Genomic DNA, 14,191 nt, shown 5'->3' with positions numbered 1-14,191 from the left:
TTATCGCGCGGTGAAGGTGCCTTCGTGGGTTCGGCATGTGATCTGGTGGCAGGTCTACCCCCTGGGCTTCGTAGGCGCCTTCCCCGCGCCCTCGTCGCTGGGCTTACCCGGCCCGGACGAACACCGACTGCGGCGGCTGGTCAGCTGGTTTGACCACGCCATCGCATTGGGGGCATCTGGGATTGCGTTGGGACCGATCTTTGCTTCGGTCACGCACGGCTACGACACTACTGACCACTACCGTATCGATCCCAGGCTCGGTGATGACGCCGACTTCGACTACTTGGTCACCGAGGCGCACCGCCGTGGCCTGCGCGTTCTGCTCGACGGCGTGTTTAGTCACGTCGGCGTGGACTTCGGGCACTATCGCAACGCACCGCACAACGATGCATCGGCGCGCTGGTTTCGGGGGCGCCCGGGTCGTTTCCGTACGTTCGAGGGGCACTCCGGCCTCGTTACCCTCAACCACGACAACCCCGAGGTTGCTGACTACGTCATCGACGTCATGGCACACTGGTTGCGACGTGGCGCTGACGGTTGGCGACTCGATGCGGCTTACGCTGTGCCGCAAGCATTCTGGATTACAACACTGACAAGGGTCCGCGAGCTGCATCCGGATGCGTGGTTCGTCGGCGAGTTCATTCACGGCGACTACGCAGCGGTGGTCAGCTCCGCCGGATTCAACTCCGTCACCCAATACGAGCTGTGGAAGGCGATCTGGAGCAGCCTCAACGATGGCAACTTCTTCGAGCTGGACTGGGCGCTACAGCGACACAATAAGTTTTTGGCGAACTTTGCGCCGCTGACCTTCATCGGCAACCACGACGTGACCCGTATTGCCAGCCGGCTCGAACGTCCTGAACATCTGGCCCATGCGCTAGTCATCCTGCTGACCGTCGGGGGCATACCCAGCGTGTACGCCGGCGACGAGTTCGGGTTTCGCGGTGTCAAGGAAGAGCGCTACGGCGGTGACGACGCGGTGCGTCCGGAGTTCGCCTCTCCCCCAGCGCAATTAGATGTATTCGGTGCCCAGGCGTGTGCACTGCACCAGTATCTGATCGGGCTACGTCGGCGCCACCCGTGGTTGCACTCAGCATCAACTGAAGCCCTGCGGCTGGACAATCAGCACTACGTCTATCGGGTCCACAGCACCGCGAATATGCGGGACGCGCTGTTGGTCGCGCTCAACGTCGCCGACGAGCCGCTGCACCTAGTGCTTGCTGAGCTGGGCGCCGCGCAAGCACACGTTGTCGCCGGATCGGCGGCCCCGCCTCAGGAGGTCGTCGGCTCGGTGGTAGTCGAGGCCCATGGCTGGCGGATCTTGCGGCCAGTGTAGGGTGCCTCGATGGCAGCCAAACGGCGGGTGCCCAGAGTCCACGACCTGGCTCCGCTGATCCAGTTCAAACGGCCCGAGTTCGGAGCGACCAAGCGCCGCCTCGATGCCGCACTGACCATTCCGGATCTGCGACGCATCGCTAAACGGCGCACCCCAAAGGCCGCTTTCGACTACACCGATGGCGCCGCCGACGACGAGCTGTCCATTGAACGCGCCCGACAAGCCTTCCGCGACATTGAGTTTCACCCGGCTATCTTGCGTGACGTCACGAACGTATGCACCGGATGGGATGTGCTCGGACATCCGGTCGTGTTGCCGTTCGGGATCGCGCCAACCGGATTCACCCGGTTGATGCACACCGAGGGTGAGATCGCCGGCGCGCGGGCGGCGGCCGCGGCCGGGATCCCATTTTCGCTATCCACCCTCGCCACCTCTGCGATCGAAGACGTAGTGACCGCTGTTCCGCAGGGCCGCAAATGGTTTCAGTTATACATGTGGCGTGACCGCGACCGCTCGATGGCGTTGGTCAAGCGCGCTGCTGACGCGGGATACGACACCCTGCTAGTCACAGTCGACGTTCCGGTCGCCGGCGCACGGTTGCGTGACACCCGCAATGGCATGTCGATCCCGCCGGCGTTGACACTGCGAACCGTGCTCGACACGCTGCCGCACCCGCGCTGGTGGTTTGATCTGTTGACTACCGAGCCGCTGGCATTCGCGTCATTGGATCGCTGGTCGGGCACCGTCGGCGAGTACTTAAACACCATGTTCGACCCCAGCGTCACTTTTGACGATCTGGCGTGGATCAAAGCCCACTGGCCCGGCAAGTTCGTGGTGAAAGGAATCCAGACGCTCGACGACGCTCGCGCCGTCGTCGAGCGCGGTGTCGACGGTGTCGTGTTGTCCAACCACGGTGGGCGCCAACTTGACCGGGCGCCGGTGCCTTTCCATCTGTTGCCTACGGTGGCGCGTGAATTCGGCAAGGACACCGAGATACTGTTGGATACCGGCATCATGTCCGGCGCCGACATCGTGGCAGCGATTGCTCTGGGAGCCCGGTGCACACTGGTCGGGCGAGCCTACCTCTACGGGTTGATGGCCGGCGGCGAAGCGGGCGTCAGGCGGGCGATCGAAATCCTGGAAAGCGGGGTGATCCGCACGATGCGACTACTGGGTGTGACCTGCCTCGAGGAGCTCACACCCAAGCATGTGACGCAGCTGCAGCGACTGGGCCCCATAGAACCACCGGCATGACGCATTAGCCGCAGCGGTGGAATGACTCTAGTGCCGCCGGTGCGGGTTTGCCGGCGCGTCGGCGTCGGATGTTGGACAATCACAGTCATGACCGATTTGCGGGATTTGAAACGGCAGGTAGTTCACGGCATTCAGCGGCTGGTGGTCAATCCAGTAGGTCGCCAGCTGCCGGTGACAATGCTGGAAACTATTGGCCGTAAATCTGGTCAGCCGCGGCGCACCGCGGTTGGTGGGCGTCTGGTGGACAGCCAGTTCTGGATGGTCTCCGAACATGGCGAGCATTCCGACTACGTTTACAACATCAAGGCAAATCCCGCTGTGCGGGTCCGCATTGGCGGGCAGTGGCGCAGCGGGACCGCCCACCTGCTACCTGACGACGACGCGAGGCTACGGCTACGGAACCTACCTCGGCTCAACAGCGCCGGTGTGCTTGCGATGGGCACCGCCCTGCTGACCGTCCGGGTGGACCTCGACTGACACAGCTCCGGCGTTACGGTCTGCGGATGGCATACGACGAAGAACTAGCCAACCGGATCCGCGAACAGCTTGGTCCAGAGCGCGGCGTCGAGGAGAAACGGATGTTCGGTGGGCTGGCATTCTTGATCAACGGCAATATGGCGGTGGCTGTCAGTGGTCAGGGTGGGGTGCTGGTGCGGGTGCCGCCAGCAGAAACTGAAGAGCTGCTCGGCCGGGCCCACGTCAGCCCGATGGTTATGGCGGGCCGGGAAGCCCGCGGCTGGTTGCGCGTTGACGCTGCGGGCGTGAAGACCAAACGTCAACTGCAGCCCTGGGTCAGCCGCGGCGTTGACTATGCGAGATCGCTCAAGCCGAAGTAATGCCTTCGGCAAACGTTTGTAAACACGGGCATCGGGTACGCGGTGCCTTATGAGCTCTGACCAGCAACGGGTACGACGACTGCTGAAGGTTGCTGGCACTACATACGCGGCCGAGGCGGGAATCCGGATCAGCGACCAGCCGATGCCGCTGTTCCAGTTGCTGGTGCTGTGCATGCTGGCCAGCAAGCCGATCAACGCGACGACCGCGGTGCGCGCCGCGCGGGAACTGTTCGAGGCCGGCCTGCGTACGCCGCAGGCCGTGCTGGCATCCGACCGGAGCACCATAATCAGCGCGTTTGGTCGGGCCCACTACGTGCGTTATGACGAAAGCTCGGCCACTCGGCTTAGCGACATCGCGCAGCATGTCCACGACGAGTACGCGAATGATCTTCGTGAAATCGCCCGGCGTAGCCGAAACGATGTTCCTACGGCTAAGCGACTCCTCAAGCAGTTCAAAGGGATTGGAGACACTGGTGCTGACATTTACCTACGCGAAGTCCAAGATGTATGGACTTGGGTGCGGCCGTACTTCGACGAACGCGCCATCGCAGCGGCCAAAGTATTAGGACTGCCCACCGAACCGGCAGAACTGGGCGCCTTGGCGCCGCGCATCAATGCTCGTCTGGCTGCCGCGCTCGTCAGGTCGGCGCTCGACCACGACGTGCGCCAGCAAGTGGCCAGATAGTCCTTGGCTGCGACCCGAGTAGGCTAGGCGACTTGGACAACAGAATGGAGCAGCAACCATGGCCAACTCGACCACATTCGTCATTGTTGGCGGCGGACTTGCTGGGGCCAAAGCGTTAGAAGCGTTGTGCGACAGCGACTTCGACGGCAAGGCTATTGTATTCGCCGAGGAGCAGCACCTGCCCTACGAGCGACCTCCACTGTCTAAAGAGTATTTGGCCGGCAAGAAGGCGCTCAGCGATTTCACCGTGCAGGCCGCCGACTGGTACCGCGAACACGGTGTCGACTTGAGAATCGGCACGCGGGTGTTGTCGTTGGACCCCGCCGCGCACACCGTCGGGCTGCCCGACGGCACCACGGTGCAGTACGACAAGCTGCTGTTGGCGACCGGATCGTCGTCGCGGCACCTATCGATACCTGGATCCGACGCAGCCGGAGTCCACTATCTACGTACCTACGACGACGCGTCAGCGCTGAATTCTGTTCTGGTCGAGGGGTCTTCGCTCGCTGTGCTGGGCGCCGGGTGGATTGGCTTGGAGGTGGCTGCCGCCGCTCGTCAGCGCGGGGTCAAGGTCACTGTTGTCGAGACAGCCAAACAACCACTGATGGCGGCGCTCGGCGAAACTGTCGGTGAAGTGTTTGCCACCCTGCATCGCGATCACGGGGTGGACCTCCGGCTACAAACCCAGGTCGAGGAGATCACCAGGGCCGACGGAGCGGATGGCAAAGCCACCGGGCTCAAGATGCGCGACGGGTCCACGGTTGCTTCAGATGCGGTGTTGGTGGCCGTCGGTGCCAAACCCAACGTCGAACTCGCCGAACAGGCCGGGCTGTCCATGGGTAACGGTGGCGTGCTCGTCGATGCGTCGCTACGTACCAGCGACCCTGACATCTACGCGATCGGTGATATCGCTGCTGCCGAACACCCGCTGTTTACCACCCGGATCCGCACCGAGCACTGGGCCAATGCGCTCAAACAACCCGCGGTGGCGGTGGCCGGAATGCTCGGTGAGCCTGGCGCATACACCGAGTTGCCCTACTTTTTCACCGATCAGTACGACCTCGGAATGGAGTATGTCGGGTACGCCCCGAGCTTTGCGCGGGTGGTGTTCCGCGGCGACGTCGTTGGCCGTGAATTCGTTGCTTTCTGGCTCGACGGCGACAACCGGGTGTTGGCTGGAATGAACGTCAATATCTGGGACGTGCTCGACGACGTCAAAGCCTTGATCCGCTCGAGGACACCGGTTGACGCTGACAAGCTGGCCGATCCACAATCGCCGCTGGCCGAGCTGGTGAGTTGACCGCTAGTCAGCGGGTGGCGATCCCGGATCGGCGAGGCTTGTGTCGACAGGAATCCAACTCTGGTGGATGACATCGGGTGGTCGTTGCGCTTGCAAGCGGTCCCGCTCTGCGCGCCGCCGCTTGATCCGCAGCCTGGCATCGGCCGGCATGGAAACTAGTTCGTCACAGGTCAGGTAATACACATCCTCGACGACGTCGATCAAGTCCGCTGCGACCCGTCGAGATCCCAGCTCGCGCAATGTCATTCGAAGCTCATGGGTGAACATGATGGTGGTGTCGTGGGCCAGCTCGCGCGACTTGCGGGCGCTGGTGGCCAACCGGTGGGCCACCGTGACCGGCGCTGCGGGCTCGGTTTGTGCGCCAGCCGCGACAGCGGCGTCGGCGGCGACGAACAACAACAGCGCCGGATCGTCACTAAACGTCCGATTGGCCAGTTCGGCTTCTCCCGGACCACGGTGCCCGATTCGAGCGACAGCCGCATCGACGGCCGCAGCGGCCGTCGGAGACAATGCGCGCACGCTGCCGAGTTTGCCGTCGAACGCCAGCGCGCGCAATGGCGCGTCGTCGTGTAGAACCCTCGCCAGCGCAGCGGTTTCCGCCGCAATCCGGCTGCTTTCCATGATCACGCCCACCCCGGACACGCTGGCATCCGCGTGGGCGTGTTCCAATGTCGCCGCTGTGACGCCGGTGTCGATCAACCATAGCGCCGTGAGGATCCAGCCTTGGTGAATCCGATCCCGCAACAGTGGAATCCGAACTTCAACGCTGGCGTCCGGCAGCGAGGCCAGCTGCTCGGCGTCCAGGTGCTCCGCCGCGGCGGCGGCGCGGTAGGCCCGGGTGTCCGTCCGGAGATGACGCAACAGCGCTAGCGACCGCGCGGCGACGACCGCTTTGGCGACCGAGCCGAGCGGTCCGCCCGCCAATTGTGGTCGACCGAATGGCAAGAGCTCGGTGACCGGCGGCTGCTCGCCCAGCGCCCGTTGGGCGACGGCCTGCTGGTCCCAGCCGGGCAGCTGGGCGGCAGCAACGATATTGGCAGAAACCCCGACGTAGGGGCGGTGACCGAACACCGCGATGGCCCTGCTCCCCCATTCATCGCCAACTACTCCGCCAAGTGCCAGCGCCTGGCCCATCACGCGACTGGCCAAGTGCAGTCCGCTCAACTGGACGTCCAACGTAATCGGGGTTAATGGCCCCGGCAACGCCTCGGCGAGGCTACTGGCGCTGAAGACCGGGAACCGCGGATCGATCCGGTCGTCGAACTCGCCCTCTAGCCCATCTGGCGCCGCGGACGGCAACTCCTCGGATGCCCCCAACCGCGGCGGGGTCTCCACCGGGAGCGCCAGTTGACCCGACGGCTGGTTGATCGCGCCTGCCCCGTCGAGTCTGCGCCCCACCAGTCCACGCCTGGTATCGGCAACCGCGTCGATCGCCTGCCAACCGAACGTGAACATCCAATCCTCTTGTACTGCAGTAATATCCACTTCAGGAATCAACTGATCCCAGCTGCGTACTCGGTGCAATCGTGGATGCGAGTCAATGGATCGCAACAGCCGCCATGCGGTCACCACGTTGGTGGTATCTGGGGTGGCGAGGTCCACCACGCCGCCGCGGTCACAGTTCAGTGCCATCAGCAGAAAGCGGACGAGGTCGTCGAGGTGCAGCACCCGCATCGGCTGCGCGGTGACCTTGGCGTGCAGCACCGTGGCGACGGTGCGGCACACCATCCAATCGAGCTGTCGGCCAACTGGCGGCGCGATCCGGATGACCAAACTCGGCCCCCAACTCGTCGACACCAACGTCTCAGCCGGTCGGTACAGCTCGGGCCGCCCCGCGGCCTGCGACACAAACAGCAATCGGGCACCGGCGCGAGCGGCCGCATGGGTCACCAGCGCAACGCCGTTGATGCCAACGCCACCGGGCGCGGTGGTGTCGACGGGAGCGAGATGGATCACCGCGTCGGCTTCGTCGGCCAGCTCTTGCAGGACAGGGTCATCCAACGAAGCACAGACCAGATCGACGCCTACGTCCAGGTAGGGGTGCGGGTGCTCAGCAATGCCGCTGACCGTGTGGCCGGCCGCGATCAGCTGCCGTGCGACGAACCGCCCGACCGTACCGGTGGCGTCGGTAACCAGGATCTGCACCAGGGGGCACCTCCCATGACCTCCCACGACCTTCCCCCAACGTCCACCTTTGACAATAGGCACGTCGGTGGGTGTACGCGACCATTCCTCGATTACTGGGCCATGGCGTGCGGTGATGCTTTGGGCGGCTACTTCAGCGTCGCGCTTCCGTCGGCGGCGACGGTAACCTTGGCGCCGCCGATGTCTTCACACACCGTTATCTCAGCCGCGACGGGATCGGCGATCACGGCTAAAGCACGCGAGCCGTCGGGCGTGCGCACCGCGAGGAAGGCTTTCTCCGGTTGTCCATCACGGTTGAACGGCGTCGTCCACGCTTCGACAGTACCGACACCTTCCCACTTGAGCGGCCCGTCTCGGGTGGGCTCTCGATCCACTGCCGACTGCACATCTTCCCAACGGAACTCGGCCGGCGGTTCGGTGCTGTAGACCCCGAAGCTGTGCTTGGTCAGGTATCCCCCGTTGGCGGTGATCAGACCGCGCCGTCCGGGATTGTCCACCAGAAGTTCAGCCATGGTGGCGATGGAATGCATGACGTAGTTGCTCCACGGGCCGCCCGCAAACGTCAGCCCGCCAGTGACTGTGAGCGGGCGGCCGGGATCGTCGAGGCTCAAACCAAGTTCGGCCGCCGCGACCTGAACGGCGGAGGGAAAACACGAGTACAGGTCGACATAGTCAATGTCGCCGATATCGTCAATTCCGGCCAGCTCTAGTACCCGAGCGCCGGCGATCCGGATGGCCGCAGACCGATTCAACTCGGCGCGCTCGGCGATAGCGGCGGTGTCGTGCGCAGCGGTGCCGGCGTGCGGGTACACCCAGCGTTCGGCGGGGATCTGCAGACGTGTCGCCAACTCAACCGAGGTGAGGATCAGCGCGGCGCCTTGATCGACCATGTTGTTGGAGTTCATCAACTTGGTGTAGGGCCAGCTGATCATCCGATTCTGCGGGCCAGAACGTGTGATCTGCTCGGCGGTTACTGGTTGACGGATCCACGCGTAGGGATTGTCGACCGCGACGGCGTTGAAACGTGCCCATAGTTCCCCCACGCGGCGGCCGTGCTCCTCGATTGACGCGCCGTTAGCGATTCGAAGCGCCTGCTCGAACAGCGGGTACACGTACGCCGGCCGATCCAGCTGGATCCTGATCTCGGCGTCACCGAACATCGCCACGTCATCGCCGGTCACCTCGGCCATCGGCACAGATTCGTCCTGAACTGTCCAGGCGAGTTTGCCGCCCTGGGCTCGCAACGCCATCCTGGTACGCCAGGTTTCCGCACCGGCAAGCAGCACCACGCCGGCCCGGCCCTGCTGGATGTCCAGGCACGCCTGGTTGACCAGCGACTGCGGCACATTGCCGCCGATCGGGCTATAAAGCGTTGCGAAGTCAGCGGCACCGATCCGCATCCCGAGCAGCAGCCCGGGATCTCGGTAGCGTGCCGACAACACGTTGACCACGCGAATGGAGTCCACGGCTTCCAGCACTCGGGAATTCGCTGCTTGCCGGGCCGCGGCAGCCATCAGGTCGACCGGTTCGACGGACCGTGTGTTCGGGTTGATTTCGTCGCGGTGGTTGATCTGGCCATAGCCGACCAGCACCGGTGTTCTGGGGTCGGCGGGCATAGGTCTAAGTGCGCCTCTCGAACGGCTTGGGCTGCAGGATCAGGCTGGACAGCAACGCTACCGCGCCGATGGCAACGCACAGCCACAGCGCGAGCAAATAGCTCGCCTCGGTGCCGGAACCGACGACCGCTCCGGCCCAGGCGAATCCGACCGCGGCACCGATCCCGAAGCAGGAATTGGTGATGCCGGGCAGCGCCCCAGGTTCTTCATCGCAGGACTGCGCGACGCCCATGGCGCTCAGCGAGGTCAACAGTGCGCCGTTGTAGGTCAAGCCGAATGCGGCCATCAACCCGAACAGAATGTTGTCGTTCATGGCGAACACCGCGACGGCGACGGTGACCAGTAGGGTGGCGAGGATTCCCAGCCGCGCGGTGGTAACGAAACCGATGCGGATGGCCAGCCGGCCGAACACCGGCGCCGACACCACTCCCACCAATGCTGCCGGCGTCAAAAACAGCAGCGCAGTCGTCGTCCCGTTCGCGCCGAAGCCAACGTCGGCGTTGACCGCCAGGTGCGGAACGATGAAGTTGAGCACCACGAAGAAGGACGCCAACGCAAGGATGGTGGTGGTGACGACCGGCCACTCCTGGCGCGACCGCAGGTGTTCGATGGCGATCAGTGGGCTCCTGATACGGGTGTCGACGACGATCAGACCCACGAGTGACAACACGCCGACAAAGATCCAGGCCACCGTCGACGTCGAAAGCCACCCGGAGGTGCCACCGGCAATCAGGAACATGTTTACGCCGCCGACCGTCGATGCCAGCAGTGCGGCACCCCACCAGTCCATCCGGCCTGCGGTGGTCCCTCGGGGCGGGTCGGCGGGGACAGCCTTCCACGCGAACCCGATGGCGGCTACGCCGATCGCGAGGATCAGCACGAAGATCGAGCGGTAACCGAGGTGGTCGACCATCACACCGCCGAGCAGGGCGTCTACACCCGCGACGCCACCATTGATCGACGAAACCACGCCAACACAGGCGCCAAAGGCCATGGGGCTCAGGTGTTCACGCTGGATGAGGTAGGACAACGGGAAAGAGATGACACAGCCGCCCTGCAATATCCGACCCAACACCACGACCGGCAGGGAGGTGCTGACAATGCACAACACCGTACCGATGCACATCAGCACCATGATGCTAATCAGGACTCGTTTGCGGCCGACGTAGTCGCTCCAACGGACTAGGACCACACAGGCGACCGCACCGGCAAGGAAAAAGAAATTCGACATCGCCACATACGCGTTAGGACCCATCGCACCATTGATCGCGCCGATCGCCGGCGCCAACATGCTCGCGTTGAGCTGAAACGCGATCACCGAGGTCACCAGCGCGGCCACCATGAAGACGATCTGCCCCCGCGACAACGGGCCGGCATCGTTTATGTCAATTGTTGTGCTGAGGTCACACACGACGATCGCACCTCTCTGGCCGGGCCATTCAGTGGTGAGCCGTCTTGGTGATGTTTCCGATAGCCACCGGAACTGTATGCACGATGGTTATAGCAGAGCGCGGCGCGCGGCGCGGCAATGCTAGGCGCCGTCGGCGGGCGCGAACAGTATGCGGTCGGCGATCAGCCGCTCGGTCTCCTGGCTCCCCATCCCGAGCAGCTTGCGGCAGATCTCGCGGGTGTCTTGACCGGGCAGGGGCGCCGGGCGTTGCGGTGCCGGTGGGATGTGACGAAACGGAGCCGGACCCGTCTCGGTCGGCAGCGCACCGTCGATGAGGGGATGCACCATGTCAGCGAACAGTTCTCGCTCGATCAGTTGCGGGTCCTTGAGGATGTCTGGTGGACGACTCATCGGGCCGGCTGGCACTCCGGCCGACTGCAAGTCTTGGGCGGCCTGCACCGGGGTGCGGGTGCGGGTCCAGGCCGACAACACCGCCACCAACTCCGCGCGGTTGGTCACACGCGACTCGCCGGTAGCAAAGCGCGGGTCGCCAGCCAGCTCAGGCTGCTCTAAAACAGATGCAACGCAATGCCATTCGTTGTCCGAGCGGATTGAGACGACGCACCATTCGTCGTCGCCCGTACACGGGTAGACCCCGTGTACGGCGGTGTCATCGCGGACTTCGGCGATACCGGCCCCCAACGCGGCCTGGGTGACGAACAGCGTGTCCAGCTGATTGACGACGACTTCGGCCTGCGAGATGTGGACATGGGCGCCGCCGCCGGTGCGATCGCGGTGGATCAGCGCGGCCAATGCCCCAATCGCGGTAATCCGCCCGACCACGTGATCGGGGAAGATGGTGGTCGCGTCGTAAAAGGCATGCCGCGGGGCGTCGGCGTCGGTGTCCGCACCGGCTTCGTCGGATGTCCAGAGTCGGGTGACGCCGGTGGCGGCGCGGACCAGCGGGCCGTAACCCATCCGGGTACGCCACGGCCCGCTGTCGCCGTAGGCGCTGCTCCCGGCGAGCACGATATGCGGATTGAGGGCCCGCAGCCTGTCGTAGGAGAACCCAAGCGAGGTAAGGGTTCCCGGTTTGAAGTTGGCAAACACTGCGTCGGCCTGCGCTACCAGGCGGCCGAAGATCTCCTTACCCTGCGCACTGCGCAGGTCCACACCAAGTCCGAGGTGGTTGCGATGGGTCCGGGCGAAGGATTCACTCATGGCGTCGCCGACGCGAGCCTGTCTCAGTCCGTCCGGGTAGTCTGCACTTTCGACTTTGATGACCTCGGCGCCGAGGTCGCCGAACAGCCGGCCCACCTCGCCGCCCGCGACGATGATGCCCAGATCCAGGATTTGCAGGCCCTCGAACGGATAGGCACCGACGCTGCCGGACGGTGATGTGATGACCTTTGCGGCATCCCTCCAGCACGGTTTGTGCTGCCCTGGAGCGGGCGCTGGCCTCCGGAAACCGGAGCGCTGGCCGTCGACGACAAAATATCCAGTGGGCACGCTCGTGTGCACGCCGGGCATGAGTTCGGCATCGGTGATGGCGCCGACCGCCTGGAAATGCTCGGAGGCCAGGATCCGCGACGGCGTCAACACCGCGGCGATCGGCACTCCGTGCCGCTGTCCCGCGGTGACCAACGCCTTCATGGTCTGGTCGGCGAACAACGCCTGGGCCAGCTCGCTGATCCGCGGCCACGCGGCCAGACGCGCACCGATCAAGTCATACTCGGGATCTTGAAATTCCTTCGGCTCGCCCAACCAGCGGCGCAGGCCGCGCCACTGCCGCGGTGCCATGACGCACAACCGGATATAGCCGTCCCGGCACGGATAGATCGGGTAGGTGTCCTGGTTTTTCGGGCGACCCCGCCACCGCCCGGTGCTGTGCCGGCCGGCAGCAACCTGCCCGTGCGACCCGAATGCTGGGTCGAGCGCCATGACAACAGCGTCAAACCGAGAAAAGTCGATGTAATCACCTGCACCGCAACGCAATCGGTTGTAGTACGCGACGAGTGCGGACCACGCGGCCTGCGCGGCAGCGGTTGCCGAAGCGATACCGTCTGGTGGCAACACCGGGGTTCCGGTAGTGGGACCCGACCGCGACAGCGAGCCCGACATAGCGAACAGGACGGGATCGGTCGCGCACCACGCCGACCGCGGACCCGTGGTACCGAAGTCGGTGACCGACAATGCAACCAGGTGGTGGTAGCGATTGGCGAGCTCGGCGCACGACGTCCCGAACGCGGCGGCCTGCCCGGGAAGGCCGCTGTCGACAACGATATCGGCACCCTCGACGAGGCTAAAGAAGCGCCGTCGGTCGTCCTCATCGAGCGGGTTCAGCACCGTGCTGCGCTTGTTGGCGTTGTGCACGGCGAACGGCAGGCTCACACCGGCCAGGGTCGGCAACGCGCGCCGGCCGGGGTCTCCGCCCGGCGGTTCCACCTTGAGAACATCCGCACCCAAGTCCGCGAACAGGCGGGTCACCGCGTGGGCCCCGGCACCGCAAAACCCGCAGGACAGGTCGAGGACGCGCAGCGCATCGAGCAACCTGTCGGACATCTGCACACCGTACCTGGCTGGTCGGTCGTCTCGGGTATTCCATCCATCCGTGTCACATCGCGGCGCCCACAGCCAAAAGCCGAGCCGCGCAAGCTGGTTCGACGCAAACGGGAGGCACTCAGCCGGACTGCGAATGCTGTGCTTGGCAAAATGGCTCGGGTAGAGCCCCGACGCATGGTGTGTGCCAGGTCGGCAGCACCGGAAAGGACGAAAATGGCAGATATGGGGTCCACTGGCGATAAGGTCCGCGGCAAGGTCATTGTCATCACCGGCGGGGCTCGGGGCATCGGGTTGGCCGCCGCGACCGCACTGCATAAGCTGGGCGCCACGGTCGCGATCGGTGATATCGACGAGGCCAAGGTGAAGGAGTCTGGCACCGCGCTCGGCCTCGATATCTACGGCAAACTCGATGTCACCGACTCGGATTCGTTTTCGGAGTTCCTCGACGCCGTCGAGCGCCAGCTCGGCCCGATCGACGTGCTCATCAATAACGCCGGCATCATGCCGCTTGGCCGGATTGTCGATGAGCCCGACGCGGTCACCCGGCGTGTTCTGGACATCAACGTTTACGGCGTGATGTTGGGCACCAAGCTTGCGGCGCGGCGCATGATTCCGCGCGGACGGGGGCATATCATCAATATCGCTTCGCTCGCTGGAGAGACTTATCTCCCCGGGGCGGTGACGTACTGTGCCAGCAAGCATGCGGTGGTTGGCTTCACCGACGCGGCCAGGATTGAATACCGTCGGACCGGCGTGAAACTTTCGATAATGCTGCCGACGTTCGTCAATACCGAACTTATCGCTGGCACGCACGGGGCCAAGGGAGTTAAGACCGCCGAGCCGGCCGAGATTGCGGACGCGATCGTGAAGCTGGTGGCCAAACCGAAACCGCGGGTGCGCGTAACGAAAGTGGCTGGCGTGCTGGTTGCTTCGCAGAAGTTCATGCCACGCCGGTTCGGCGAGAGCATTAACCGACTGCTCGGCGGCGAGCACGTCTTCACCGATGACGTCGACGTCGAGCAGCGCAGGGCCTACGAGGCGCGCGCTCGCGGCCAGCAGTGAGCACC

General features: G+C 64.3%; 11 protein-coding genes. 7 read left to right on the top strand and 4 right to left on the bottom strand.

Translation table 11 applies throughout. The features are described from left to right. Positions 1-10 precede the first annotated feature (10 nt). The 6 genes from B586_RS10715 to B586_RS10690 all read left to right on the top strand — a co-directional run bounded on the left by B586_RS10715 (position 11) and on the right by B586_RS10690 (position 5,411). Positions 11-1,336, top strand: a complete 1,326-nt coding sequence (locus B586_RS10715; RefSeq protein WP_054879972.1) for an alpha-amylase family glycosyl hydrolase — start codon at positions 11-13, stop codon at positions 1,334-1,336. 9 nt (positions 1,337-1,345) lie between these two features. Next, positions 1,346-2,590, top strand: a complete 1,245-nt coding sequence (locus B586_RS10710) for an alpha-hydroxy acid oxidase (protein ID WP_054879973.1) — start codon at positions 1,346-1,348, stop codon at positions 2,588-2,590. Positions 2,591-2,677: 87 nt separating this feature from the next. Then, positions 2,678-3,067, top strand: a complete 390-nt coding sequence (locus B586_RS10705; RefSeq protein WP_054879974.1) for a nitroreductase family deazaflavin-dependent oxidoreductase — start codon at positions 2,678-2,680, stop codon at positions 3,065-3,067. Between the two features lie 26 nt (positions 3,068-3,093). Next, positions 3,094-3,426, top strand: a complete 333-nt coding sequence (locus tag B586_RS10700; protein ID WP_054879975.1) for a TfoX/Sxy family protein — start codon at positions 3,094-3,096, stop codon at positions 3,424-3,426. Positions 3,427-3,475: 49 nt separating this feature from the next. Further along, the gene (locus B586_RS10695; RefSeq protein ID WP_054879976.1) at positions 3,476-4,111 is read left to right on the top strand and encodes an HhH-GDP family DNA glycosylase; all 636 of its coding nucleotides are present in this window, start codon (positions 3,476-3,478) and stop codon (positions 4,109-4,111) included. A gap of 58 nt (positions 4,112-4,169) precedes the next feature. Then, positions 4,170-5,411: an NAD(P)/FAD-dependent oxidoreductase gene (locus tag B586_RS10690; RefSeq protein WP_054879977.1), complete on the top strand. Its 1,242-nt coding sequence runs from the start codon at positions 4,170-4,172 to the stop codon at positions 5,409-5,411. A 3-nt stretch (positions 5,412-5,414) separates the two neighbouring features. On the opposite strand, the gene B586_RS10685 is transcribed toward B586_RS10690, so the two are convergent. The 4 genes from B586_RS10685 to B586_RS10670 form a co-directional block, all read right to left on the bottom strand. Continuing rightward, on the bottom strand, positions 5,415-7,556 hold the full coding sequence (locus tag B586_RS10685; protein WP_047314152.1) for an NAD-dependent epimerase/dehydratase family protein: 2,142 nt from the start codon (positions 7,554-7,556) through the stop codon (positions 5,415-5,417). A gap of 128 nt (positions 7,557-7,684) precedes the next feature. Next, the gene (locus B586_RS10680) at positions 7,685-9,172 is read right to left on the bottom strand and encodes an acetyl-CoA acetyltransferase (RefSeq protein ID WP_054879978.1); all 1,488 of its coding nucleotides are present in this window, start codon (positions 9,170-9,172) and stop codon (positions 7,685-7,687) included. 4 nt (positions 9,173-9,176) lie between these two features. Beyond that, entirely contained in the window at positions 9,177-10,583 is a 1,407-nt protein-coding gene (locus tag B586_RS10675) for an MFS transporter (RefSeq protein WP_236971259.1), read from the bottom strand. A gap of 120 nt (positions 10,584-10,703) precedes the next feature. Next, positions 10,704-13,130, bottom strand: a complete 2,427-nt coding sequence (locus B586_RS10670; RefSeq protein WP_054879980.1) for a CoA transferase — start codon at positions 13,128-13,130, stop codon at positions 10,704-10,706. A 207-nt stretch (positions 13,131-13,337) separates the two neighbouring features. Between B586_RS10670 and B586_RS10665 the strand changes: the two genes are divergently transcribed. Then, positions 13,338-14,186, top strand: a complete 849-nt coding sequence (locus tag B586_RS10665) for an SDR family oxidoreductase (RefSeq protein ID WP_054879981.1) — start codon at positions 13,338-13,340, stop codon at positions 14,184-14,186. Positions 14,187-14,191 lie beyond the last annotated feature (5 nt).

It is taken from the genome of Mycobacterium haemophilum DSM 44634 (assembly GCF_000340435.2).
In the GTDB taxonomy this organism is placed as follows: domain Bacteria; phylum Actinomycetota; class Actinomycetes; order Mycobacteriales; family Mycobacteriaceae; genus Mycobacterium; species Mycobacterium haemophilum.
Note: the sequence above shows the minus strand (reverse complement) of the source record. Positions and strands in the feature narration are given on the sequence as shown.